The following is a 23,562-nucleotide window of genomic DNA, read 5'->3' as shown; positions in this document are numbered from 1 at the left end:
TTATAATGTTTTTTCTAATTTCACAAAAGGCTTATTTTCTTTAATTAACTTTTTCAAATTATCGCTTAATAAGCATTCTTTTCGTACTCTGATGATTAAACGGCCTTTCTTGCTTATTACCAAAAACAATAACATTCGAATTTGATATGTAGATTTTAATTCAGTACAATATTTTATTAGATACCAATTTTTATCTGATATCGTATCTGCAATAGAAGTTCTTGCGACTTGATGCTTAGTATATTTATACTCAATATCCATTTTAAATTTTTATCGCGCAAAAGTACTTTCAATTGTTAGATGACTTTACTCTTAAAAAGCATATTAGTAATAAAATAAGGTATTTAAAAGACTTGGGAGATTCGATGATTTGATTGTTTATGTCATTCTTTTTGTATTAAATAAATCAGTTTTTTTATTTAACAAACCATTAGTTTTAATCCTTAAATAGCCAAATAAAAAAAATACTATCTTTACCGATCAAACGTTTATGAACTTAAGCTGCGTTTTAGCAGCACTACATATATAATTATGGCATGTACAAGTTGTTCAACCTCAGATGGCGGCGCGCCAAAAGGTTGTAAAAATAATGGGACTTGCGGCACCGATAGCTGCAATAAATTGACAGTTTTTGACTGGCTCGCAAACATGAGTCCGTCTAATGGAGAGGCGATTTTTGATTGTGTTGAGGTACGTTTTAAAAACGGACGTAAGGAATTTTTTAGAAATTCAGAGAAATTAACTTTAAGTATTGGTGATATTGTTGCAACTGTGGCTTCACCAGGACATGATATTGGAATTGTAACTCTTACAGGCGAATTGGTAAAAATTCAAATGAAGAAAAAAGGGGTGAATTACGAAAGTAATGATGTACCTAAAATCTATAGAAAAGCATCTCAAAAAGATATTGATATTTGGTCTGTAGCGCGTGATCGTGAAGAACCAATGAAAGTTCGTGCCCGTGAATTGGCGATTCAGCATAAATTAGAAATGAAAATTTCGGATATCGAATTTCAAGGAGACGGATCTAAAGCGACTTTTTACTACACAGCCAATGATCGTGTCGATTTTAGAATGCTGATTAAAGATTTTGCTAAAGAATTTAGCACAAGAGTAGAGATGAAACAAGTTGGTTTCCGTCAGGAAGCAGCTCGTTTAGGCGGAGTTGGTTCTTGCGGACGTGAACTTTGCTGCTCGACTTGGCTTACGGATTTTAGAAGTGTGAATACTTCGGCAGCTCGTTATCAGCAGTTATCATTGAATCCACAAAAATTAGCGGGACAATGCGGAAAATTAAAATGCTGCCTAAACTATGAGTTAGATACTTACATGGACGCATTAAAGGATTTTCCAGATTACGATACCAAACTGGTTACAGAAAAAGGAGATGCTGTCTGCCAAAAACAAGATATTTTTAAAGGATTAATGTGGTTTGCTTACACCAACAATTTTGCAAACTGGCATGTTTTAAAAATTGATCAGGTAAAAGAAATTATTGCTGAAAACAAACAAAAAAACAAAGTTTCTTCTCTTGAAGATTTTGCTGTTGAGGTAGTTTCAGAGCCGGAAAAAGACTTTAATAATGCGATGGGACAAGAGAGTTTAACTCGTTTTGACCAGCCAAAAAGAAAGAAAAAACCAAACCGCAAACGTAAACAAAATACAGAAGCGGCTGGTGTTGCAGCTCCGCCAAAACCGCAACAGGAAAAAAACAACAATATTATTAAGCCTGCTGGTAACAATAATCAAAATCCGAATAATCAAAACAAGCAGAACAAGCCTAATAACCCAAATAAGCAAAATCATAAGAACAAGCCAAATCCGAATAAACAAAACAATTCGAATAAGCAGCAGTCAAATGATAACAAATCTGCTGAACCTAGAAAACCAATAATTAATGCTAAAAATGAGAATAAAAAATAGCGGAATTCTTCTTTTGGCAGCGATACTTCTTTTTTCGTGTGATAAAAAAAGAGTATTCGACGAGTATAAATCTGTTGGGAGTGCTTGGCACAAAGACAGTATTGTAAGCTTTGATCTGCCAGTTTTAGATTCTACAAAAAAGTACAATTTATTTGTAAATATAAGAGACAACAACAATTATCCGTTTAATAATTTGTTTTTGATTGTCGCTATCGAAACGCCGAGTGGTTTTACAAAAGTAGATACTTTAGAATATCAAATGGCAGCGCCGGATGGAACTTTATTAGGAAATGGATTTACTGATATTAAAGAAAGTAAACTGTATTACAAAGAAGACGTAAAGTTTAAAGGAACATACAAAGTTCATATCAAGCAGGCTGTTAGACAATCGGGTAAAATTCCTGGAGTTGAGGCTTTAGAAGGTATTACAGACGTTGGTTTTAGAATAGAACAAAAAGATTAGAAAAATAGTTATGGCTGCTAAAAAAAACAATCAATCAAATAGCGTTAAGGATATTAATTATTATAAAAAGAAATTTTGGAGGGTTTTTGCCTACTCAATGCTTGGCGTTTTAGCTTTCTTTTTATTTGCGTCTTGGGGATTATTTGGATCTATGCCTTCATTTGAAGATTTAGAAAATCCAGATTCTAACCTTGCAACAGAAATTATCTCTTCTGATGGAGTTGTAATTGGTAAATATTTCAAAACCAACAGATCTCAGCTTAAATATTCAGATCTGCCTAAAAATTTAGTGGAAGCACTTGTCGCAACCGAAGATGCACGTTTCTACGAACATTCGGGAATTGACGGGCGCGGAACTTTAAGGGCTGTTTTTAGTTTAGGAACAAATGGAGGAGCGAGTACGTTGACACAACAGTTGGCGAAACAATTATTCCACGGAGAAGGTTCTAAGTTTTTGCCTTTTAGAATTGTACAAAAAATAAAAGAATGGATTATCGCCATTCGTCTGGAAAGACAATATACCAAGAATGAAATCCTGGCGATGTATTGCAACGTTTACGATTTCGGAAATTATTCTGTTGGAGTAAGTTCTGCCGCACAGACTTATTTTTCTAAAGAACCAAAAGATCTGACAGTAGACGAATCGGCTATTTTGGTCGGAATGTTCAAAAACTCAGGATTATACAATCCAGTAAGAAATCCAGAAGGAGTAAAAAATCGTCGTAATGTGGTTTTATCACAAATGGCAAAAGCAAAAATGATTTCCGAATCAGAAAAAGAAAGACTTCAAGCTCTGCCTATTACTTTGAAATTTAAACTTGAAAGCCACCGTGAGGGTATGGCAACTTATTTTAGAGAATATCTTCGTGATTACATGAAGAAATGGGTTACAGAAAACAAAAAGCCTGATGGTTCTGAGTACGATATTTACAAAGACGGACTTAAAATCTATACGACTATAGATTCTAGAATGCAGATGTACGCAGAAGAAGCTGTTTCTGAACACATGAAAAACTTACAGCAGCAGTTTTTTATTGAAATGAAAACCAATAAAAATGCTCCGTTCGTAAATATTACGCAGGCTGAAACAGAGCGAATCATGATGCAGGCAATGAAGAATTCTGATCGCTGGGCACAAATGAAAGATATGGATAAAAGTGAAGATGATATTATCGCTTCATTTAAAGTAAAAACCAAAATGCGTGTATTTACTTGGAAAGGAGAGCGTGACACCATCATGACACCGCTGGATTCTATTCGTTATTACAAACACTTTTTACAGTCTGGTTTAATGGCTATGGAGCCTCAAACCGGAGCAATTAAAGCTTGGGTTGGAGGAATCAATTACAAATACTTCCAATACGATCACGTAGGGCAGGGAGCAAGACAAGTAGGTTCTACTTTTAAACCGTTTGTTTATGCAACTGCAATCGAAGAATTAAATATGTCTCCTTGTGATTCTATTCTTGATGGTCCGTTTATGATTCACAAAGGACGTCACCACGTAACTGAGGATTGGGAACCAAGAAATTCAGATAACAGATACCGTGGAATGGTAACTTTAAAACAAGGTCTTGCGAATTCGATTAATACAGTTTCGGCTAAATTAATTGACAGAACAGGTCCAGAAGCAGTTGTAGAATTGACTAAAAAATTAGGAGTAAAAACAGAAATTCCAGTTCAGCCATCAATTGCATTAGGTGCGGTAGATATTACGGTGGAAGATATGGTTGCGGCTTACAGCACATTTGCCAATCAAGGAGTTTATGTTAAACCTCAGTTTTTAAGCAGAATTGAGAACAAAAGTGGAGAGGTAATTTATGAGCCAATTCCAGAATCTCATGATGTTTTAAATAAAGATATTGCCTTTGCAGTAATTAAATTGCTTCAAGGGGTTACAGAAACTGGTTCTGGAGCACGTTTACGTACGCAGGGCGGTGGAAGCGGAGACAATCGTTGGACTGGTTATCCGTACATGTTTAAAAACCCAATTGCTGGTAAAACAGGAACAACACAAAATCAATCAGACGGTTGGTTTATGGGAATGGTTCCAAACCTGGTAACAGGAGTTTGGGTTGGATGTGAAGATCGTTCGGCACGTTTTAAAAGTTTAACTTACGGACAAGGTGCGACTGCAGCTCTTCCGGTTTGGGCTTATTTTATGAAAAAATGCTACGCAGATCCAGAACTTCAAGTTTCAAAATCTGAATTTGAGCGCCCAGCCAATCTTTCTATAAAAGTAGATTGTTATACTAGGCCGGCTATTGTAAAAGATACTACTCAGACAGAACAAAATACTGATGAATTCGAATTGTAACAATGTTGCATTAAATCCATCTAATTAAAAATCATCCCTTTATCATTCTTTTTTAAAAGAGTTTTAAAGGGATTTTTATTTCGGTTTTATTTTTACGAAATCGTTATAATTTAATCTAAAAATCTTATTTTTATCAAAATTATTCGGTAATAAAGACAGTTTGTTATGATAACAAAAAAAGTAAATAGTGTTCAGGATGCTATCAAAGGAATAGAAAGCGGTATGACCATTATGTTTGGCGGTTTCGGTTTATGCGGTATACCTGAAAATACAATTGCAGCTTTGGTAAATACATCCATTTCAGATTTAACTTGTATTTCTAACAATGCAGGTGTCGACGATTTTGGTTTGGGATTATTGCTTCAGAAAAAGCAGATCAAAAAGATGATTTCTTCTTATGTGGGTGAAAATGCCGAGTTTGAACGTCAAATGCTTTCAGGAGAATTAGAAGTAGAACTTACGCCTCAGGGAACTTTGGCAGAACGCTGTCGTGCGGCTCAGGCAGGAATTCCAGCTTTCTTTACGCCAGCGGGTTACGGAACTGAAGTTGCGGAAGGAAAAGAAGCGCGCGAATTCAACGGTAAAATGCACATTATGGAAGAAGCTTTCAAAGCCGATTTTGCGATTGTAAAAGCTTGGAAAGGTGATGAAGCTGGAAATCTGATTTTTAAAGGAACAGCTCGAAACTTTAATGCGTGTATGGCGGGTGCAGGAAAAATAACAATTGCAGAAGTCGAAGAATTAGTTCCAGTTGGTTCATTAGATCCAAATCAAATTCATATTCCTGGAATTATGGTGCAGCGAATCTTTCAAGGAGAAAAATTTGAGAAGAGAATCGAGCAGCGCACAGTTAGACAGAGAGCTTAATTAGATAATTAGAAAATGTGTCAATTAGATAATTACTCAGATGCACAAAGTAGGATTATCAAATTATCTCATTGACTAATTGACACATTAACAAATTGACCCATTGAATTTATGTTAACAAAAGAAGATATAGCAAAGCGAATTGCGAAAGAAGTAAAAGACCGTTATTTCGTAAATCTTGGAATTGGGATTCCAACTTTGGTTGCAAATTACGTTCGAGAAGATATTGCGGTAGAATTTCAAAGTGAAAATGGAGTTCTCGGAATGGGGCCTTTTCCATTTGCCGGCGAAGAAGATGCCGATATTATTAATGCGGGAAAACAAACCATTACAACACTTCCGGGAGCGAGTTTTTTCGATTCGGCTTTTAGTTTTGGAATGATTCGCAGCCAAAAAGTAGATTTAACAATTCTAGGAGCAATGGAAGTTTCTGAAAACGGAGATATTGCCAACTGGAAAATTCCAGGGAAAATGGTAAAAGGAATGGGAGGCGCTATGGACTTGGTGGCTTCCGCCGAAAATATCATCGTTGCCATGATGCACGTAAACAAAGCAGGAGAGTCGAAAATCTTAAAAAGATGTACTTTGCCATTAACAGGCGTAGGCTGCGTTAAAAAGGTTGTAACTGAGCTTGCAGTACTCGAAGTAACCGAAAAAGGTTTTAAGCTCTTAGAACGCGCACCAGGTGTCTCAGTCGAACACATCATTGCATCAACAGAAGCCGATTTGATTATTGAAGGTGAAATTCCTGAGATGATTGTTTAATTTTAGGTTCAAAGGGACAAAGGAGCAAAGGTTCAAAGTTTAAGTGCTAAAAATAAATTTATATTAAGAGAACTTTCTTAAAAGAAGGTTCTCTTTTTATTTTCTGCTAGGGTTTGATAATTGAAACGTAATCTTTTTCTTTATATTTGCTGTGATTTTAAATAAAAACACATTTGGAAAAGTTTGAAATAGATATGAAATGGGGAAGTTATTTCTTCATTGTAAATACGTTAAGTTCTATTTTTATAGTTTTAATAATGTATTTAATTAATAGTTACAGCTTAATATATTTAAGTGATATTCTAATACCTGTTTTTATAATTCAATTATTATATTTTGTTATTAAAGCCGTTGCAGAAAATAAAAAACATGATTTAAGCAGAGGTTATCGAAAGTTCTTTGTTTTTATTAGGCTTTTAGTGTTCTATTTCATGTTAGTTTCATTTTCAAATGAAAGCACAAATATTTGGTGTTTTTCCCTATTGCTTCCCTATAGAAGAAAAGACATTTCAGAATTAGTAATAGAAGAGGACTCAAATGAAGATAACGGCATTACATTGAATGAGTTTATTGTTATCTTAAAAAGAAAGTTCAGCAGATTATAAATCAGTAATTATATAAAAAGAAAAAACCGCTATAAGCGGTTTTTTTTATGCTAGTAAATCTCTGAACCTTTGTCTCTCTGAACCTTTGTCTCTTTGAACCTTTGTCTCTTTGAACCTTTGCTCCTAGAAAAAGCTATTGCAAATTAAAAGAAGCTCCTAAACTAAAAGTCGCTTGATTATTTAAATGGTAAAAAGGATCATCGTTTGTGCCATATTTTGCAATTGGGAATCCGATTTCTGTGAAAACACCAAATCCGTCAGTAAAGAAATAACGACCACCAACATGAGCTCCGAAATTATGTAAACCTAAACTTAATCCAGGGTAAATGTCTAATTGTTCAACACCAATTACACTTGATAGATTAGCATTAATTCTTGCTTTTGCATCAAAACGATCACCGAAATCTGGTTTTTCATCATTATAAGCGGTAGTGCTTCCGTGGTAGAAACCGTTAAAATTATCAACTCCTAACAAGTAGTTTGCAACAAAACCAAAAGAGAAATTTTCTCCTAAACCAAAATCAATTGATCCCTGAATTCCAGAACCACCATCTTGAAGATTAGCGCCAACGTTTACTCTAGTGTCACCTTTACCAGTGAAGGCTTGCTGTGCATTAATAAATCCGAATGATACTAAAAATAAGAGTGTAATAACCTTTTTCATAAAATTTTAAATATTAATTATTTTGAGCGGCAAAAATAAATTTTAAATAAATTAATTCCTACCTTTTTCGTTAAAATAGAGTTCGTTTAATGGTTCGCTTTGCCAGTATTCTTTGGTGTCGACATTCATAATTGTAAGCGGACCTCGAAAGGCTGCCCCAGTGTCGACATTCCAAACACAGGCTTTGTTTACAGGAACTGTTTTTCCTATTCGTGTAACAGGAGTATGCCCTATGTAAACTTCTTTATAAACGCTAAATCTTTTAGGATAGTTTAAATCGTCTTCTTTTAATTTTGGGTCTAATGAAAGAGCTGTTTCCCAAAGTGTTCTGTCCCAATAAAATAGTTTCGAAAAATATTCCCATTTTACGCCATTTAAATTGGTGAAACCAGCGTGGACAAATAAACGATTTTGATCGTCAAGATAATAATCCTGAAGGTTTTCTAAAAATTCGATATGTTTTCTCTTCTTATCCGAGGAAATTTTGGAATAGCCTTCAACCGTTGCTTTTCCGCCATGTTTGTACCACATTTCTTCATCAAAATCATCATGCCTGTTTTCCAGCCAGTCCAATGCCAGCTGATCGTGATTTCCTCGTATGCAGATGCAGTTTTGTTTACTTTTTAAATCAATCAAATAGTCGATTACTTCAACAGACTGACTCCAGCCGTCAACATAATCGCCCAAAAAAATTAGAGTATCTTCTGTAGTAACTTCGGCTCTCTTCATCACTTGTTCAAGTGCAAGTAACCCGCCGTGAATGTCACCTATAACAAATGTTCGCATTATTTAATTTTTCGAGTAGAAGAACAAAAATAGAAAGAATAATTGGTTTGAACTCATCGAATCTCTATTCTTTAAAGATTGATATTATTTATAACTATTTGAAGCACTTTTTTATTGCTTTACTTTTTAAATTTGTAGCATGTCTGAAACACCAACATATCGCAAAATTATTCATATCGATATGGATGCATTTTACGCATCGGTCGAGCAGATGGATAATCCAGAATTGCGCGGCAAACCTGTTGCGGTTGGCGGATCAGAAAATAGGGGAGTCGTTTCGGCGGCAAGTTATGAAGCGCGAAAATTTGGTGTGCGAAGTGCCATAAGCGGCGTTTTGGCTAAGCGATATTGTCCAGAAATTATTTTTGTGCGTCCGCGATTTGACCGTTACAAAGAGATTTCGTCAAAAATTCATAAAATTTTCCACGATTACACCGATTTGGTTGAACCTCTTTCGCTAGACGAAGCTTATTTGGATGTTACCCAAAATAAAAAAGGAAATCCCAGCGCGAGTTTATTGGCGCAGGAAATTCGAACAAGAATTTTTAATGAAGTTGGTTTAACAGCTTCTGCGGGTATTTCTGTCAATAAATTTGTGGCTAAAATTGCAAGTGATTACAATAAACCAAACGGGCAAAAGACGGTAAATCCAGATGAAGTTGAAGCTTTTTTAGAAGACCTGCCAATTCGTAAGTTTTACGGAGTTGGAAAAGTGACTACAGAAAAAATGTACCAGCTTGGCATTTTTACAGGAACTGATTTGAAAAGTAAATCGTTAGAATTTTTGGAGAAACACTTCGGAAAATCTGGAGCGTTTTATTACAATGTAGTTCGAGGTATTCATAACAGCGAAGTAAAATCCTCTCGAATCACTAAATCTGTTGCCGCAGAACACACTTTTGATGTAAATCTTTCTTCTGAAATCTTTATGATGGAGCAATTGGAACGAATTGCAGTTTCACTAGAAAGGCGTTTGAAAAGGCACGATATTTCGGGTAAAACCATAACACTTAAAATTAAATATAGTGATTTTTCGCAGCAGACGAGAAGTAAAACCCTGCCGTATTTTATTTCTGATAAAAGTTTGATTATGGAAAACATAGAAGAATTATTGTATCAGGAAAAAATGAAAGATTCTGTACGCCTCCTCGGAATTTCTCTAAGTAATTTAAATACTGAAATTAAAAAAGCAGTTGCTGTTCAGTTAAAATTTACTTTTTAATAAAAAGTTTAAGTGTATATTAATATAGTACTATAATCCCATACAGGAGTTTTTATCTATCTTTGATAAAGATTTGTCCATACTCTAAATCATTTAATATGAAAAATACAGGCTCTGATGATTTTTTACAACGAAATTCAGTTCCAATTTTAGCTTGGGATTTTCACTATGAATATCTAAATGAACTAAAAGGATTGGCTACAGATTTGGAGAAAGTAAATCAAATTTCAAATCAATATACTTGGGACGAAGAAAAACTCAATATACAAGAAAGGATCAAAGAAGAGGTAGTTGTAGTTACGGATCTAGATTTTAAAATAGTTTTCGCTTCAAGCGGTATCAAAAAAATGACAGGCTATAAACAGGAAGAAATTTTGGGTCAAACGCCAAAAATGTTTCAGGGACCTGCAACCTCTAAAAAAGATTTAAAAGAAATTAGAGAAGCCTTAAAAAAGAAGATTCCTTTTGAAAAAACACTGGAAAATTATAGAAAAAATGGACAGACTTATAAATGTAAAATAGATGCTTTTCCTGTTTTTAATCTAAATGGCGAAGTATCGCATTTTATAGCTTTCGAAAAGCAGGATTTAAGTGCTTGATTTGCCAGTAAGACGAAAAGTTTATAATAAAAAAAAACCGCTGAATTAGCGGTTTTTTTATTACTTAATATAATCTAGAACTTAGTGTCTTAGCGCCTTAGCGGCAAAAAAAGTTATAAGTTCGCAAAAAAATCATTTCCTTTATCGTCGGTGATAATGAATGCAGGGAAATCTTTTACGGTGATTTTACGAACCGCTTCCATTCCTAATTCTTCAAAATCAACTACTTCAACTTTTAAGATATTATCCTGAGCCAAAATCGCAGCTGGACCTCCAATAGAACCTAAATAGAATCCGCCGTATTTGTTGCAGGCATCTGTAACTTGTTTCGTACGGTTTCCTTTGGCCAGCATAATCATGCTTCCTCCATTTTTTTGGAATTCATCAACATAAACGTCCATACGGCCGGCAGTTGTTGGTCCGAAACTTCCAGAAGCCATTCCGTCTGGCGTTTTTGCAGGACCTGCATAATAAACAGGGTGATTTTTGAAATATTCGGGCATTGGTTTTCCAGCGTCCAATAATTCTTTGATTTTTGCGTGTGCAATATCTCGGGCAACAATAACAGTTCCGTTTAATTTTAAACGTGTTTTAACTGGATATTGAGATAATTTTGCCAAAATATCTGCCATTGGCTGATCTAAATCAATTTCTACAGGTGCTTCTAAATGCGGAGCTGTTTCTGGTAAAAATTGTTTTGGATTTGTTTCTAACTGTTCAACAAAAATTCCGTCTTTTGTAATTTTTCCTTTAATATTTCTATCGGCAGAACAAGAAACTCCCAATCCAACTGGGCAAGAAGCTGCGTGACGCGGCAAACGAATTACGCGAACGTCATGCGTGAAATATTTTCCTCCAAATTGAGCACCAATTGCACTTTCCTGGCAGATTTTCTGAACACGTTCTTCCCACTCAAAATCACGGAAAGCCTGACCAGCCATATTTCCTGATGTTGGAAGATTATCATAATATCCTGCAGATGCTTTTTTAACAGCGCTTAAGTTAGCTTCTGCAGAAGTTCCGCCAATAACCAAAGCTAAGTGGTATGGTGGACAAGCAGACGTTCCTAAATCTTTTATTTTTGTGCGGATGAATTCATCTAACGATTTTTCATTCAACAAAGATTTTGTCTGCTGGTATAAATAAGTTTTGTTTGCAGATCCTCCTCCTTTTGCCATAAACAAGAATTCGTAAGAAGTTCCTTTTTTAGCATAGATATCAATTTGAGCAGGAAGATTAGAACCTGAATTCTTCTCTTCGAACATCGAAATCGGGACAATCTGCGAATAACGTAAATTTCTTTTTTGGTACGTATTAAAAATTCCTCGGCTTAACCATTCTGCATCATCAACACCAGTAAAAATACTTTCGCCTTTTTTGGCCATTACAATTGCAGTTCCAGTGTCTTGACAGCTTGGTAACTGACCTTCGGCAGCAACAGATGCATTTTGAAGTAAATTGTACGCTACAAAACGATCGTTATCTGTAGCTTCTGGGTCATCAAGAATTTTTCTTAGTTTTTTCAAATGACTCGTTCGCAGCATAAACGAAACATCTGTCAAAGCTTCTTCAGCCAATAATTCTAAACCTTTTGGATCAACCGTTAAAACTTCACGTTCTCCAAATTGTTCCACTTTCACAAAATCTGAGGTGATTTTGCGGTACTGCGTATCATCCTTTAAGATCGGATAAGGATCTTGGTATATAAAATCAATCATTGTTTTGTTTTTTGACAAATTTAGAAATTATTTACCTAAGAAAGAATTTGAATAAGACTTCTGAGCACTTTTGTTATTGACTGTTAAATTGATCGAAAGTCATCTTTTTTTCGAAGTATGCTTTATCTTTTGCAGATAATAATCTTTTGCTCCATTGGTTTCCTTTTAATTCAAAAGAGATTGAATCTGAGTGTGTAAGGATTCCCATGTCAAGGTTTTCATCTTCATCAGCAGGGACAAATGCAACAGTTTTGCAATAAAAAGATTTAGGGTCAGAATTTTTAGAAGGATTAGCAATTTCTACCCAGCTTCCCCAGCCGCTGTCGGTCATTGTATTCCATTGATGAACCAACTGCAGAGTATTGTTTTTTAGGTAATACAAGTAATTATCGTGCGTATAACCACAAGCAGGATAACCCACTGAGATTTGTACAAATGGTGAATTTTTTGAAGTTTCTGAAGTTAATCCGTAAGAAGCAACCCATTCTGATCCTTTTTCAAAACCTTTGATTGTGATTTTAGATGAGGCAGTTTTATTTTTATTTTGATAAAAATCTAATCGATATTTTACCGTAACAATGCTGTCTTGATCTGCCTGCTGCTCTACAAGATTGGCTAAAATGTAGTCTTTAGAAGATTGTTCTTCATTTACGTAAATCGCAATAGTATCTGTTTTGATAACTTTATCGTTTGCTGAATCATCAGTTTCAACTGAAATTTCTTGAGCTGCAGGTAATTCTGCTACTATTTCTGTTTCTGTAGATTTTGTTTTTTGACATCCGATTAAAAGGATTGAAAAAAGAAGAAGTGGTATTTTCATGGGGATAGATTAATATTATTATTCTACTGATAAAACTAAAAGTTTCTTTTTTTGATATAGTTCGGCTAATGATATTTTTTCTCCGTTGAGATAGAAAAGCTGATCTTCGTACTTTACTTCTTTAGGATCGATTAAAAAGCAGTAATTATCGCGGTCATTTAAAACGCTGAGATTATCATAATTCAACTCTACAACTTTGACATATTTGATGATATTGAGTTTATGAACTTCTTCTAAGGTTACCGGAGTGCTTTCATCATATCTAAAAAAGAATTTTTCGCCGCCGCCCGGCATTCCAAACCAAGGCATGGCTTTTCCAGAAACGAGATCGATATAATCCGGAGCTTCATTGATAACGAATAATTTTTGATCCATAGTTTCAAAAAACTCGGGAAGAGATTTGTTTTCAAAAGCTTCATTCTCTTTCCAGAAATATATTCCTTGATTTTGCCAAGAAGGATTTTGAAGATCTTTCGCAGTAGCAGCATCAGAATAATGCATATACAACTCGCGTGGCATAAAAGTCAAAATAGAATCGTTTATGAGCCAGTCGATCTTATTGGGTTCAAATTTATTTTCATCAGCTTTAGGCTCTTCAACAGCCGTTTCGTCTTCATTAAAATGAATTTGTTCTTCAGATTCTTTTATACTTTCAACCTTCTGTTCTTTATTAAAAAGCTTCTTAAATAAATTCATATTTTTTTTTGATTAAAATGAATTAAAAGAACCAAGTCGCAACAAAAATCGCAGTAATTACACAAATCAAATCAACTAAAAGCATTGTTCCTAATGCATAGCGTGTGTTTTTGATGTTTACAGATCCGAAATAAACTGCAATAACATAGAATGTACTTTCGGCACTACACTGAAAAATACTGCTTAATCTTGCTGTCAACGAATCTGCTCCAAAAGTATTCATAGAATCAATCAAAAATCCTCTTGATCCAGCCGAACTAAACGGGCGAAGCATTGCCACAGGAAGCGCATTTGTAATTTCTTTGCTTACACCTAAATTTGAAAATACAAATCCAATTCCGTCACTAATAATTTCGAATAAACCGCTGTTTCTGAATAATGAGATTGCGACTAACATTCCTAATACATAAGGGAAAATCGTTACTCCAGTTTTAACTCCATTATTTGCTCCAACTACAAAAGTGTCAAAAACAGTAGTGTTGGCATCTTTAAATTTTTGCTCGTGTCTGAATGAAAAAATCAGCGTAAAAGCAATAATTGCCAAAAGTATTAATCCTGAAAGGTTAGAAGTGAAATAATTTTTTCCGATTAAATCCAAATGATTCACGTACATCAATAAACCAACAATTGCAGCGATTAAACCCATCAACCCAATTAAAAGCGAAGCACTTTTAAAGTTGATTTTTTGTTTGATTCCGACAATTAAGAAAGCGGCAATAGTACCAATGAATGAAGTAATGATACAAGGCAGCATTACATCGGCTGGATTCGTTGCATTTGCAGCCGCGCGGTAACCAATGATTGAAGTTGCAATTAAAGTTAAACCAGACGCGTGAAGGCACATAAACATGATCTGTGCATCGCTCGCCTTGTCTTTATCGGGGTTTATTTCCTGTAAACTTTCCATGGCTTTAAGTCCAAACGGAGTTGCAGCCGAATCTAATCCTAAGAAATTCGCAGCAAAGTTTAAGGTCATATAGGAAATCGAAGGGTGGTTTTTAGGAATAGTCGGGAATACTTTTACAAATACCGGACTCAAAGCTTTAGCTAATTTTCCTGAAGCTCCAGAAATAATCAAAAGTTCCATTAATCCGCAGAAAAAAGCCAAGTAAGCAATAAGTGGTAAGATTAAATCGACCAAAGTGCTTTTACAAGTAGGCAGTAAACCATCTGATTTCTGAAGTCCGCTAAAAATTTTTACAGTTTTGTTTTTATAAACGTAAGTTGTGTCGGCATTCAGCGTATCACGATTGATAATCATGGTTTGATCTGGTGCTTTTTGTATGCTGTCTTTGATAAAAGCAGGAAGTTCTTCAACGTATTTTTCAGATACTAAAACAGGATCATCTTTCTTTCCATTCAAAACAGAATCAATAGTATAAGTATTAGCAGTAAACAAACTGACTACAATAAAAACTATCGAAGAAATAAAAATCGTTAACCAAAATCTACTTAATACCATAATTACATTTTTTTGTAAATGTAATTATTTAGCGATAAAATGCATAAATATTTTATTCAGATGTCGCCCCGATAGGGCGAAAGATTTGGTACGTTTATCGTATTAGAGTAAATTGATGTTGATTAAGATGTTCTTAATAGAGCTTAAAGAAGTCTCAGCGAGGCGAAATATTTATAGAAAAAGAATGGAAAACAAATTGAAAAAGCTCCAGCGGAGCGAAATATAAAACGTTTTAAATTTATTCAATAACAACTTTTGTTTCCAGATAATTTTCAAAAGCTTTAATTCCTTCAAATAAAATGGCTTTTTTAGAACTCTCGGTTTCATTAAAAAACTGTGTTTCTATTTTGGCGTGATCTTTTTTAATAGTTCGTTTCCAAGTTCCAATTACTTTTCCGTTCTCAAGAATAATAGGTTTAAAAATGCCATTATTGGTAAAAGCTAAACTTTGATGTTCTTGCAGGATAGAAGCTTCACGGGTTTTGTATGAAATAAGAATCTCATCAAATGCTGGGAGAAAATGCACGCTTTCGCGAAAGGTATCCAGATCTGAATGATCTTTTTTGAACCAATAAGTCTGATTATCAATAGGTATTGAGCTTAATTGCAACTCAATTGCATTTATTGCTTTGTTGCAAATTGTAGGCGAAAAGCCCGACCACCAGGAAAAATCTAATGCTGTTGCTGGACCGTGACTTTCAAAATAACGCTGAGCTAATTTCGCCAAACCTTCTTCTTTTGTCAATTTGGTTTTAGATTTTGGAACTCTTTCTTCAAGCAAAGCATATGTAATTTGTTTACCCTTCATTTCTCCATTACACACTAAACTGTCAAGTTCTGCATTCATCATAATGGCCGCGCTGAGGAAATCTTCTTTCGAACTTTTTTTGATATCAAGTTCCTGCATAATTTCGTCGCGCGTTAAATGATTCTTTCCTGCCAATAACTTCTCGATAGAATTGTTAATCTGATCTAGTTTTTTAGCATCGAAACCATATTTTTTAGCCGCCGCCGCAGTAAAACGTTTCACCTGTGGAGCCGAAAGTTCTAACATCCAATAAATATCCTCAGCAGAAACAAAATGCCAGGTCGGACGAAGAATATGTGTTCTAATGATTTTTGCAGAATTTACCGCTTCTTCGATTTCTTTTTCAGTTGCATTGCATCGAGAACCAACGGCCCATTTTGCCATAGCATAATCCTGAGCCTGCATAGCACCCAAATGCTGTACAATTTCTTGTGGCGAAAGATTACTTGTTTTATACAGTTTTTGTGAAACAAGACGATGATGTGAAATCTCAGAATAAGTCATTTTTGGAATTATTTTAAACCATAAAAGTTATATCAGTTCATGAAAAAACTCAGCATCTTAGAACCTCAGTACCTAAGCACCTTGAAAAACTACACATGAATAATCTCATCATCAATCAATAAATCTTCGCGTCGCAAACGAAGGAAAATCTGTGCTACAGCAATTGTATCTTTTTCGCAATAAGTTACAATTCGATCAATATCTTTTTCGACATAATAGACATGGGCAACTTGACTTCCATCAATATCGCCTTTTGGCGATGGGACACCGAGAATCTTGGTTAATAGCTTTAAGGAAGTAAAATGTTTATAATCGCCAAACTTCCATAATTCTAAAGTATCTAAATGTGGAATTTCCCAAGGTTTTTTTCCAAATAAATTCAGTTTATCCGGAATTGGCATTTGGTTAATAATCATTCTTCTTGCAATAAACGGAATATCAAATTCTTTTGAATTGTGACCGCACAAAAGATGCTGCGGCTGATTGAAATGATTATTAATGAGATTCGAAAAATCTTTCAAAATCTTCTTTTCTTCACCAAAAAAGGAAGTAACCCTAAAATTTCGAATATCACCTTTAATGGTAAAAAAGCCAACCGAGATACAAATGATTTTTCCAAATTCGGCCCAAATTCCAGCACGTTCGTAAAATTCTTCTGCAGAGAAATCGTCTTTTCGCTGATATTGCGTTTTCAAATCCCATAATGACTGCATTTCTGCGTCAAGCGAATTGAAATTTTCTTCTTCTGGAACGGTTTCTATATCAAGAAATAAAATGTTGTTAAGGTTTATTTTTTCAATCATTTTCAGACTTCTTAGATATTTAGAGGGTTAGACTTTTAGATTTTAGTATTGAAACTTGTACAAAGTTGCACAAAATTCTTACGATATGAAAGTTAGAATAAACTTTGTTGTGCAGATGGGTTTTCGTGTTCCAAAAGCCATTTCTTGCGGGACAATCCGCCGGCGTAGCCTGTTAGCGATCCATTTGTTCCAATAACGCGGTGACAGGGAACAACAATCCATAACGGATTTTTACCATTTGCCGAAGCTACAGCGCGAATCGCCTTTACATCTCCCAATTTTTTGGTTTGGTCCATATAACTTACTGTTTTCCCAAATGGAATTTCTAATAAAGATTTCCAGACTTTCTGCTGAAACTCGGTTCCTTTTGGATTTAGTTTGAGATCAAAATCGGTTCTTTTGCCTTCAAAATATTCATTCAACTGAGAAACGGCCTTTTGTAAAACTTCTGGAATTTCTTTTGAAACTTCATTTGACCCTACATCAGAAACTGAAATTACAGCAATACCATTTTCATCTCCAATAATTTTGGTGATTCCTAAAGGCGAATTGATGTAGACTGTTTCCATTTTTTAACCGCAGAGGTGCTAAGATTTATCGCAAAGTTCGCAAAGTTTTTTTAAACCATATAAGTTATTGAAGTAATTTAATAATGATTGTCATCCCGAGCGAAGTCGAAGGCTTCTGAAGATGGCTTCGAATTCGCTCAGCCTGACATTCGAGGTTTAATATTCTTTTAAATCAAACTTATAGTTTAAAATAGTTTCGATTTTTTCACTCGAAATGACCTTTTTAATATTTGACATTTCAAAGCTGAATTTCGGCAAAACTAAGTTTTGTTCTTTTGCTTTTTGTGTATAATATTCCTCTCTTGTTGGATGGAAAGGTGCAGCAGCATTAAAAACCTCATTCCACTTAGACTGTTTTATGATTTCTTCTATGATTGAAATGCAATCATTTTGATGAATTAAATTTACAGGCGCATCTGGATTTTCAAGGTTTTCTTTTCCAGCTAAAAACTTAACTGGATGACGGTCTTCGCCAATCAATCCGCCGAAACGTAGAATTGTAGTTTCGAAGTTTGGATTGTTTAGAAGAATTTTTTCTGCTAAAAGCAGTTGTCTGCCGCTTTCTGTTTCGGGATTTGCTATGGTTTCATCTGTAACCAATTCGTTATCATCTCCATAAACAGAAGTTGAACTCACAAAAAGTACTTTTGAAACGCTCGATTTTTCTATAAACGGAATTAGATTTTGTATTTTTCTCACGAATGTCATTTTGAGCGTAGTAGAGAAATCTTGATTTCCTCTCAATTTTGGCGGAATATCAATAATTAAGATTTCGCTTTCCGCTAAAAAAGTATCAATGTTTTCAGAAACTTCATCGGCTTCAATGGTAACCAAAAACGGAGTGATTCCAGCATTTTCCAGAATTGAAAGCTTATTTTTTGAAGTTGTTGACCCTTTGACTGAATTTCCATTTTCAATTAACTTTTTTGCTAAGGGAAATCCGAGCCATCCGCAGCCTAGAATACTAATTTTTGTCATTTTTTCGAGGTTCAAAGGTTCAAAGGTACAGAGGTTTTTGTAACAGATTGAAAGATTAAAAAAAGATTTTTTAATACCATCTGAAGATCTTTGCCTAATAAAGATTAGAAATATTAAAAAATTGATAAAGAAAAAGGCAGATTTAAAATCTGCCTTAAATTTTATTGTGGTACTGCGACTGGTTTTATGCTGTCTTTTGGAATAGCTAGACTGTCTTTAACAATAACAGGTTCAATAGGTTTTATTGGTGCTACGTATCTTTTTATTTTCTGCTGTATTAAAACGGCATCATTTAAAACAAAAGGAGTCGGCATCATCCAGTTTTCCCTGGGTTTAATATTAAATAATGGATTGCTCATTAAATCAAATGAGCTTTCTATTAAATCCATATCAAAAATAGACGATTTGTTGATGTAAAAATCCATTACAAGCGGTTCATTTCCGACAACATAATAACGTAGAATTTTACTGTCTTCTCGTTGTAAACGATTGCCTTTCTCTCCTAAAGTTGAAACGCCGTTGGCTTTAAAGTTGTAAAAGGTCATTTTAGGGTTAGCATAAATATCGTATCGATTTACTTTTCGGTTAGGAGTAATTTTGATTTTCAAATATCTATTATTTCCAATAACGCTGTCTCTTAAGAATTGAATTGTTGGTTTCGGAATATCGACAACCGGAGCAATTGCGCTATGAGTGAAAGTTGTATTGTATTTGCTCGCAAGAGGAAGCTTATTTAAACCAACGGCATTTTTATTCTTTTCGCCCAAATAAGATTTGGTCCATTCGTCTAAATTTGTGTCATAAGTTGTCCATACTGCAGAATTATTATCAGCATTGTAAACGTATAATAAGCTGTTAGATTTGGCTTTTCCGTATTCATAATCAGAATGATATCCTGCGTAAATGAAAAATGAAATCGAAACTAAAAAGAAAACAACTGTCCAAACACCTTTTCTTGCGAAATCTCCAAATATTGGCAGTAGCAATCCAAATAATAAAACAGTTAAAACAGCACTTCCAAATAGAATTTTAAGTCCTAACCCAATTGGGAACATTACTATAAATGGAGCAACGATTGCTAAAGCAGGAATACTAAAAAGCAGATTGACGCCTAAACTATAATGTTGTGTAAAAACAAATATTCCGAATAAAAGTACTCCGAAATAAACTGGAATAATTAAGAAACCAGCACCTGTCAAGCTGTTTGCTAAAAATGCATTGATGATAATCCAAAGCAGTAAAGGTGCCACAAAATGATTCATTGTGATTTTGGCCTCAGAGAAATGATGATAGAAAGCAAAACAAATTGCAATGCTCAAAGTTACAAATGCTCCAATGTAAGCGTGTCCATTATAGGTAAAACCATTTAAAAGATCAGAATATTGAGGGTAAATTTCCAATATCAATTTCCATCCTAAAAATGTCACCAAACCAGCGATTATAATTGAACCTAAAAGCGGTACAAATCCTCTAAAAATTTCTCTAAAAGTGATTATTCTTTTTACTTTTCCAATAAAGATAAATAAAACTAATAATCCGAAAGCAATTAATGTCATTGGCATTACCCAAGCAAATGGGTAACTGATAAATGAAAATGGAGCACTGAAATAAACATCGTCTTGAGTAGATTCTGTCTGATTTAAATCAATATTGGTTAAGTATTTCAGCAAAGGCATTATGTAAGTACCTTGATGTGCTAAAGTAGTTTTGTTTAGATGCTGTACATCGTCTTGCTGTGTGTGATAGTTGAAATGCCCATCGATAAAAGCAAAATTGAAACCTTGAATATTGCCTTGTTCTCTAAAAACAGTTAAGTCAGTATCATTAGGAAGCATTTTGTAAATACTGTACATCAACGAATTGGAAACGGGATGTGAAGTTTTTGCTTTAGAAAATTCTCTAACCAGCGCTTCGTTTCCTTTATTGGTTTCCATTAACATATAACTAGGGCCAGAAGATCCTCGAGCTTCAAAGTTTAATGCCAAACCAACATCTTTTGCCCAAGGATGCTGATTGACGAATAATGCAGCTCCATTTAAACCTAATTCTTCGGCATCAGAAAATAATATTATAATATCATTTTTTTGAGGATGTTTCGAATATAAAAAAGCACGAACTCCTTCTAAAATTGTGGCAACACCAGAAGCATCGTCACTTGCACCTTTTGAGAAAGAATGCGGTGCACTGTCATAATGTGAAAGCAATAAAAGGGCTTTTGTATTGTTAGTTCCTTTAATTCTGGCCAAAATGTTTTTGGACTTTACTAAAATACCTTTATCATTTAGAGTAAAACCTTCCTGAACGCTAGTTTCTAAGCCTATCCTGTTTAGTTCGAGTTTAAGGTAATTGGCAACTAATTCGTGATTGGTTGACCCGACATAATGAGGTTTCTGTGCAATAATTTCTACTTGGTTAAGCGCTCTCTCGGTTGAGAATTCCGCAAGCGCTTCATCGTCTTTAGAAATTCCTTGAGGCATCATGGTAATGTATATAATGCCTAATAAAGCTAAGACACAGGCTATGGCTAGAATTGAGGTTTGGTTTTTTCTCATGGTTAACAGATACTAACTATATTTCTTTTTTAACAAGCATAAAATAATCATTGTCCAAGGAACGATAACCTTGGTCGTACAAGAAATAATATGTATTTCCTGTTTTGGTTTGCAAAATATTGGTAAAAAACTCAAAATCAAAGCCTTTTGTTAACAATTTGTCTCTAGAAGCCTTTGATTTTCCATCTACATTTAGCTCTGCCAAAATACGGTAATTTTTGCGTAACTTGTTGTTTATATTTCGCATGAAATTAGTACTATCTTTATTTATTTTATTATTGTACGCATTACGGCAGCTGTCTGAGCAGAATTTTTTGTCTTCGCGGCCGACAATTTTAGCTGAGCATTCCAGGCAAGTTTTCATGTATTCAATTTTTTAATTTCATAAAGATCTGTTCTACGGTCTTTTAATGTTTTTACGCTTCCATGTTCGTGAAGTTCTTTTAATAAATTCAGATCAACATCTACAATTAAAGTCATTTCTGTGTTTGGAGTTGCTTCTGCTTTAATTCCGTTACTTGGAAAAGCAAAATCAGAAGGAGTAAAAACAGAAGACTGCGCATATTGAATGTCCATATTATTCACTTTCGGAAGATTTCCTACGCAACCTGCTATGGCTACATAACATTCATTTTCAATCGCGCGTGCCTGCGAACAATGTTTTACACGTGTATAACCATTTTGTGTATCCGTCAAAAATGGAACAAATAAAATATTCATTCCTTCATCTGCTAACAGCCTGGAAACTTCTGGGAATTCGACATCGTAACAGATTAAAATTCCAATTTTTCCACAATCGGTATCAAAAGTTTTAAATTGAGAACCACCTTTCATTCCCCAATGAATCACTTCGTTTGGTGTGATATGAATTTTAGTATACATTTCTGAAGTTCCGTCTCTTTTACATAAAAAACCAACATTGTAAAGATTTCCGTTCTCTAGATACGGCATACTTCCTGTAATAATATTGATGTTGTATGAAATGGCAAATTCTTGAAAACGCTTTCTAATGGGATCAGAGTGGCGTGCCAGTTCACGAATCGCTTCTGCTTCAGATAAATGATTGTAGTCGGCCATTAAAGGCGCAATGAATAATTCTGGAAACAGTGCAAAGTCAGATCCATATCCCGAAACGGCATCAATAAAAAATTCAGCCTGCTCAAACAATGCCTCAACATTGTTTAAAGGACGCATCTGCCATTGAATTAATCCCAAACGTATAATATTCTTCTTCAGATTAATCAGTCTTGGACTTTCATCGTAGTAAATATTATTCCACTCCAGTAAAACAGCAAATTCTTTTGATTCTTCATCGCCTTCCAAGTAATTTTTGATGATTCGTATCACGTGAAAATCATTGCTTAACTGGAAAGAAAGCACTGGATCATATAATTCTTTGGTGCGTACTTTTTCGATATAAGTTTTAGGAGACATTTTTTTGGCGTGTTCCCTGTAACTTGGAATTCTACCAGCAAAAACAATTGCTTTTAAGTTTAGTTGCTCGCAAAGTTCTTTTCTCGCATCATACAATCGGCGTCCCAAACGCAGACCTCTGTAGTTTGGGTGGATAAAAACATCTATTCCGTATAAGATTTCAGCATTTTTATTATGTGTAGAAAATTTATAATCACCGCTAATCTGCTGGTAATTGTGTTTTTTGTCTACTAATTTTTCATCGACAATAAGCGATAATGCAGAGCCCACAACCTTCCCGTCAACTAAAATTACCAATTGCCCTTCTGGAAAAATAGAAAGCAGTCTTTCAATATCATCAGATCCCCAATACGAATCGGCCATTTCTGGATACGATTCAATCATCGATTTTTTTAGTTGTTTATAGTCTTCAATTTCTAAATTTCGTAACTCGACTTTATTAATTTTTGCCTGCATATAGTAAGATTTATCTCAAATATACAAAAAAGAATTTCCATTTACAAACGCTTACAAATAGTTACAGTCGATAGTAAATAGTTACTAACCGACTGTAATTGTTGAGTTGTATCATCTTTGCACTGTTGAAGTTGACGAACAATTTCAATTTATAATAACAATAAAATAATATACGCCATGAATGCAATGAAAAACAGAGTACAATTAATTGGGAATGTAGGGAATAATCCAGAAATTAAAACATTAGAAAGCGGTAAAAAGCTAGCCCATTTAACAATTGCTACAAACGATGTTTACAGAAATGAGAAAGGGGATAAGGTAGAACAAACCGAATGGCATCGCGTAACTGCGTGGGGAAAAACAGCCGAAATTATCGAAAAGTTTGTTGTAAAAGGAAAAGAAGTTGCCATTGACGGGAAGTTAACGCATAGAAGTTACGACGACAAAAACGGAGAAAAAAGATATATCACAGAAGTTGTAGTAAATGAAATTTTACTGCTAAGTAAATAAGTTTTAGATTGATAATTAATTGAAATTAAACCCGACAGGTT

The 23,562-nt window shown here is 34.5% G+C and carries 23 protein-coding genes; 9 read left to right on the top strand and 14 right to left on the bottom strand.

The features are described from left to right. Positions 1 to 261, bottom strand: coding sequence for a hypothetical protein (locus QMG60_RS04015; RefSeq protein ID WP_057115375.1), 261 nt, complete (start codon positions 259 to 261; stop codon positions 1 to 3). A 270-nt stretch (positions 262 to 531) separates the two neighbouring features. Between QMG60_RS04015 and ricT the strand changes: the two genes are divergently transcribed. The 6 genes from ricT (at position 532) to QMG60_RS03985 (ending at position 6,940) form a co-directional block, all read left to right on the top strand. Next, complete coding sequence (gene ricT, locus QMG60_RS04010) at positions 532 to 1,923, top strand: regulatory iron-sulfur-containing complex subunit RicT (protein ID WP_281866951.1); 1,392 nt, start codon at positions 532 to 534, stop codon at positions 1,921 to 1,923. After that, positions 1,907 to 2,386 (top strand): gliding motility lipoprotein GldH, encoded by a 480-nt coding sequence (locus QMG60_RS04005; protein WP_057115973.1) that lies wholly within the window; start codon positions 1,907 to 1,909, stop codon positions 2,384 to 2,386. Before ricT ends, QMG60_RS04005 begins: the two co-directional genes overlap by 17 nt. A 10-nt stretch (positions 2,387 to 2,396) precedes the next feature. After that, complete coding sequence (locus tag QMG60_RS04000) at positions 2,397 to 4,703, top strand: transglycosylase domain-containing protein (protein WP_281866950.1); 2,307 nt, start codon at positions 2,397 to 2,399, stop codon at positions 4,701 to 4,703. Between the two features lie 165 nt (positions 4,704 to 4,868). Then, complete coding sequence (locus QMG60_RS03995; protein WP_057115372.1) at positions 4,869 to 5,570, top strand: CoA transferase subunit A; 702 nt, start codon at positions 4,869 to 4,871, stop codon at positions 5,568 to 5,570. Positions 5,571 to 5,681: 111 nt separating this feature from the next. After that, positions 5,682 to 6,335, top strand: coding sequence for a 3-oxoacid CoA-transferase subunit B (locus QMG60_RS03990; RefSeq protein WP_134138709.1), 654 nt, complete (start codon positions 5,682 to 5,684; stop codon positions 6,333 to 6,335). A gap of 173 nt (positions 6,336 to 6,508) precedes the next feature. Beyond that, entirely contained in the window at positions 6,509 to 6,940 is a 432-nt protein-coding gene (locus QMG60_RS03985) for a hypothetical protein (RefSeq protein WP_281866949.1), read from the top strand. Between the two features lie 133 nt (positions 6,941 to 7,073). Here the strand turns inward: QMG60_RS03985 and QMG60_RS03980 are convergent, their stop codons facing one another. Both QMG60_RS03980 and QMG60_RS03975 read right to left on the bottom strand, forming a co-directional pair. Next, on the bottom strand, positions 7,074 to 7,604 hold the full coding sequence (locus QMG60_RS03980; protein WP_057115369.1) for a DUF6646 family protein: 531 nt from the start codon (positions 7,602 to 7,604) through the stop codon (positions 7,074 to 7,076). Between the two features lie 51 nt (positions 7,605 to 7,655). Further along, positions 7,656 to 8,390, bottom strand: a complete 735-nt coding sequence (locus QMG60_RS03975) for a metallophosphoesterase family protein (RefSeq protein WP_057115368.1) — start codon at positions 8,388 to 8,390, stop codon at positions 7,656 to 7,658. A 139-nt stretch (positions 8,391 to 8,529) separates the two neighbouring features. On the opposite strand from QMG60_RS03975, the gene dinB reads away from it, so the two are divergent. Both dinB and QMG60_RS03965 read left to right on the top strand, forming a co-directional pair. Continuing rightward, positions 8,530 to 9,612 carry a DNA polymerase IV gene (gene dinB / locus QMG60_RS03970; RefSeq protein WP_281866948.1) on the top strand — a complete coding sequence of 361 codons (1,083 nt, stop codon included), beginning with the start codon at positions 8,530 to 8,532 and terminating at the stop codon, positions 9,610 to 9,612. Positions 9,613 to 9,710: 98 nt separating this feature from the next. Continuing rightward, positions 9,711 to 10,211 carry a PAS domain-containing protein gene (locus QMG60_RS03965; protein ID WP_057115366.1) on the top strand — a complete coding sequence of 167 codons (501 nt, stop codon included), beginning with the start codon at positions 9,711 to 9,713 and terminating at the stop codon, positions 10,209 to 10,211. 113 nt (positions 10,212 to 10,324) lie between these two features. Here QMG60_RS03965 and QMG60_RS03960 read toward each other — a convergent pair whose 3' ends face one another. From QMG60_RS03960 to QMG60_RS03910, 11 genes are all read right to left on the bottom strand, one after another. Further along, the gene (locus QMG60_RS03960) at positions 10,325 to 11,929 is read right to left on the bottom strand and encodes a fumarate hydratase (RefSeq protein WP_134138706.1); all 1,605 of its coding nucleotides are present in this window, start codon (positions 11,927 to 11,929) and stop codon (positions 10,325 to 10,327) included. 73 nt (positions 11,930 to 12,002) lie between these two features. Beyond that, positions 12,003 to 12,749, bottom strand: a complete 747-nt coding sequence (locus QMG60_RS03955; protein WP_281866947.1) for a hypothetical protein — start codon at positions 12,747 to 12,749, stop codon at positions 12,003 to 12,005. Positions 12,750 to 12,767: 18 nt separating this feature from the next. Then, on the bottom strand, positions 12,768 to 13,445 hold the full coding sequence (locus QMG60_RS03950) for a hypothetical protein (protein WP_281866946.1): 678 nt from the start codon (positions 13,443 to 13,445) through the stop codon (positions 12,768 to 12,770). A gap of 22 nt (positions 13,446 to 13,467) precedes the next feature. Next, positions 13,468 to 14,907 (bottom strand): nucleoside recognition domain-containing protein, encoded by a 1,440-nt coding sequence (locus QMG60_RS03945; RefSeq protein WP_057115362.1) that lies wholly within the window; start codon positions 14,905 to 14,907, stop codon positions 13,468 to 13,470. 238 nt (positions 14,908 to 15,145) lie between these two features. Continuing rightward, on the bottom strand, positions 15,146 to 16,219 hold the full coding sequence (locus QMG60_RS03940; protein WP_281866945.1) for a winged helix DNA-binding domain-containing protein: 1,074 nt from the start codon (positions 16,217 to 16,219) through the stop codon (positions 15,146 to 15,148). Positions 16,220 to 16,308: 89 nt separating this feature from the next. Further along, positions 16,309 to 17,022 (bottom strand): 3'-5' exonuclease, encoded by a 714-nt coding sequence (locus QMG60_RS03935; protein ID WP_057115360.1) that lies wholly within the window; start codon positions 17,020 to 17,022, stop codon positions 16,309 to 16,311. Between the two features lie 92 nt (positions 17,023 to 17,114). After that, positions 17,115 to 17,591 carry a methylated-DNA--[protein]-cysteine S-methyltransferase gene (locus QMG60_RS03930; protein WP_134138699.1) on the bottom strand — a complete coding sequence of 159 codons (477 nt, stop codon included), beginning with the start codon at positions 17,589 to 17,591 and terminating at the stop codon, positions 17,115 to 17,117. Positions 17,592 to 17,747: 156 nt separating this feature from the next. Continuing rightward, on the bottom strand, positions 17,748 to 18,569 hold the full coding sequence (locus QMG60_RS03925; RefSeq protein WP_281866944.1) for an SDR family oxidoreductase: 822 nt from the start codon (positions 18,567 to 18,569) through the stop codon (positions 17,748 to 17,750). Positions 18,570 to 18,730: 161 nt separating this feature from the next. Then, positions 18,731 to 21,121: a M28 family peptidase gene (locus QMG60_RS03920; RefSeq protein ID WP_281866943.1), complete on the bottom strand. Its 2,391-nt coding sequence runs from the start codon at positions 21,119 to 21,121 to the stop codon at positions 18,731 to 18,733. Between the two features lie 16 nt (positions 21,122 to 21,137). After that, positions 21,138 to 21,485, bottom strand: a complete 348-nt coding sequence (locus tag QMG60_RS03915) for a hypothetical protein (RefSeq protein ID WP_057115356.1) — start codon at positions 21,483 to 21,485, stop codon at positions 21,138 to 21,140. After that, positions 21,482 to 23,011: a bifunctional GNAT family N-acetyltransferase/carbon-nitrogen hydrolase family protein gene (locus QMG60_RS03910; protein WP_057115355.1), complete on the bottom strand. Its 1,530-nt coding sequence runs from the start codon at positions 23,009 to 23,011 to the stop codon at positions 21,482 to 21,484. The genes QMG60_RS03915 and QMG60_RS03910 overlap by 4 nt, the downstream gene beginning before the upstream one ends. A gap of 177 nt (positions 23,012 to 23,188) precedes the next feature. Between QMG60_RS03910 and ssb the strand changes: the two genes are divergently transcribed. Further along, entirely contained in the window at positions 23,189 to 23,521 is a 333-nt protein-coding gene (gene ssb / locus QMG60_RS03905) for a single-stranded DNA-binding protein (RefSeq protein WP_057115354.1), read from the top strand. Positions 23,522 to 23,562 lie beyond the last annotated feature (41 nt).

It is taken from the genome of Flavobacterium sp. GSB-24, from assembly GCF_027924665.1.
In the GTDB taxonomy this organism is placed as follows: domain Bacteria; phylum Bacteroidota; class Bacteroidia; order Flavobacteriales; family Flavobacteriaceae; genus Flavobacterium.
This window is presented reverse-complemented; position numbering and strand designations above follow the sequence as displayed.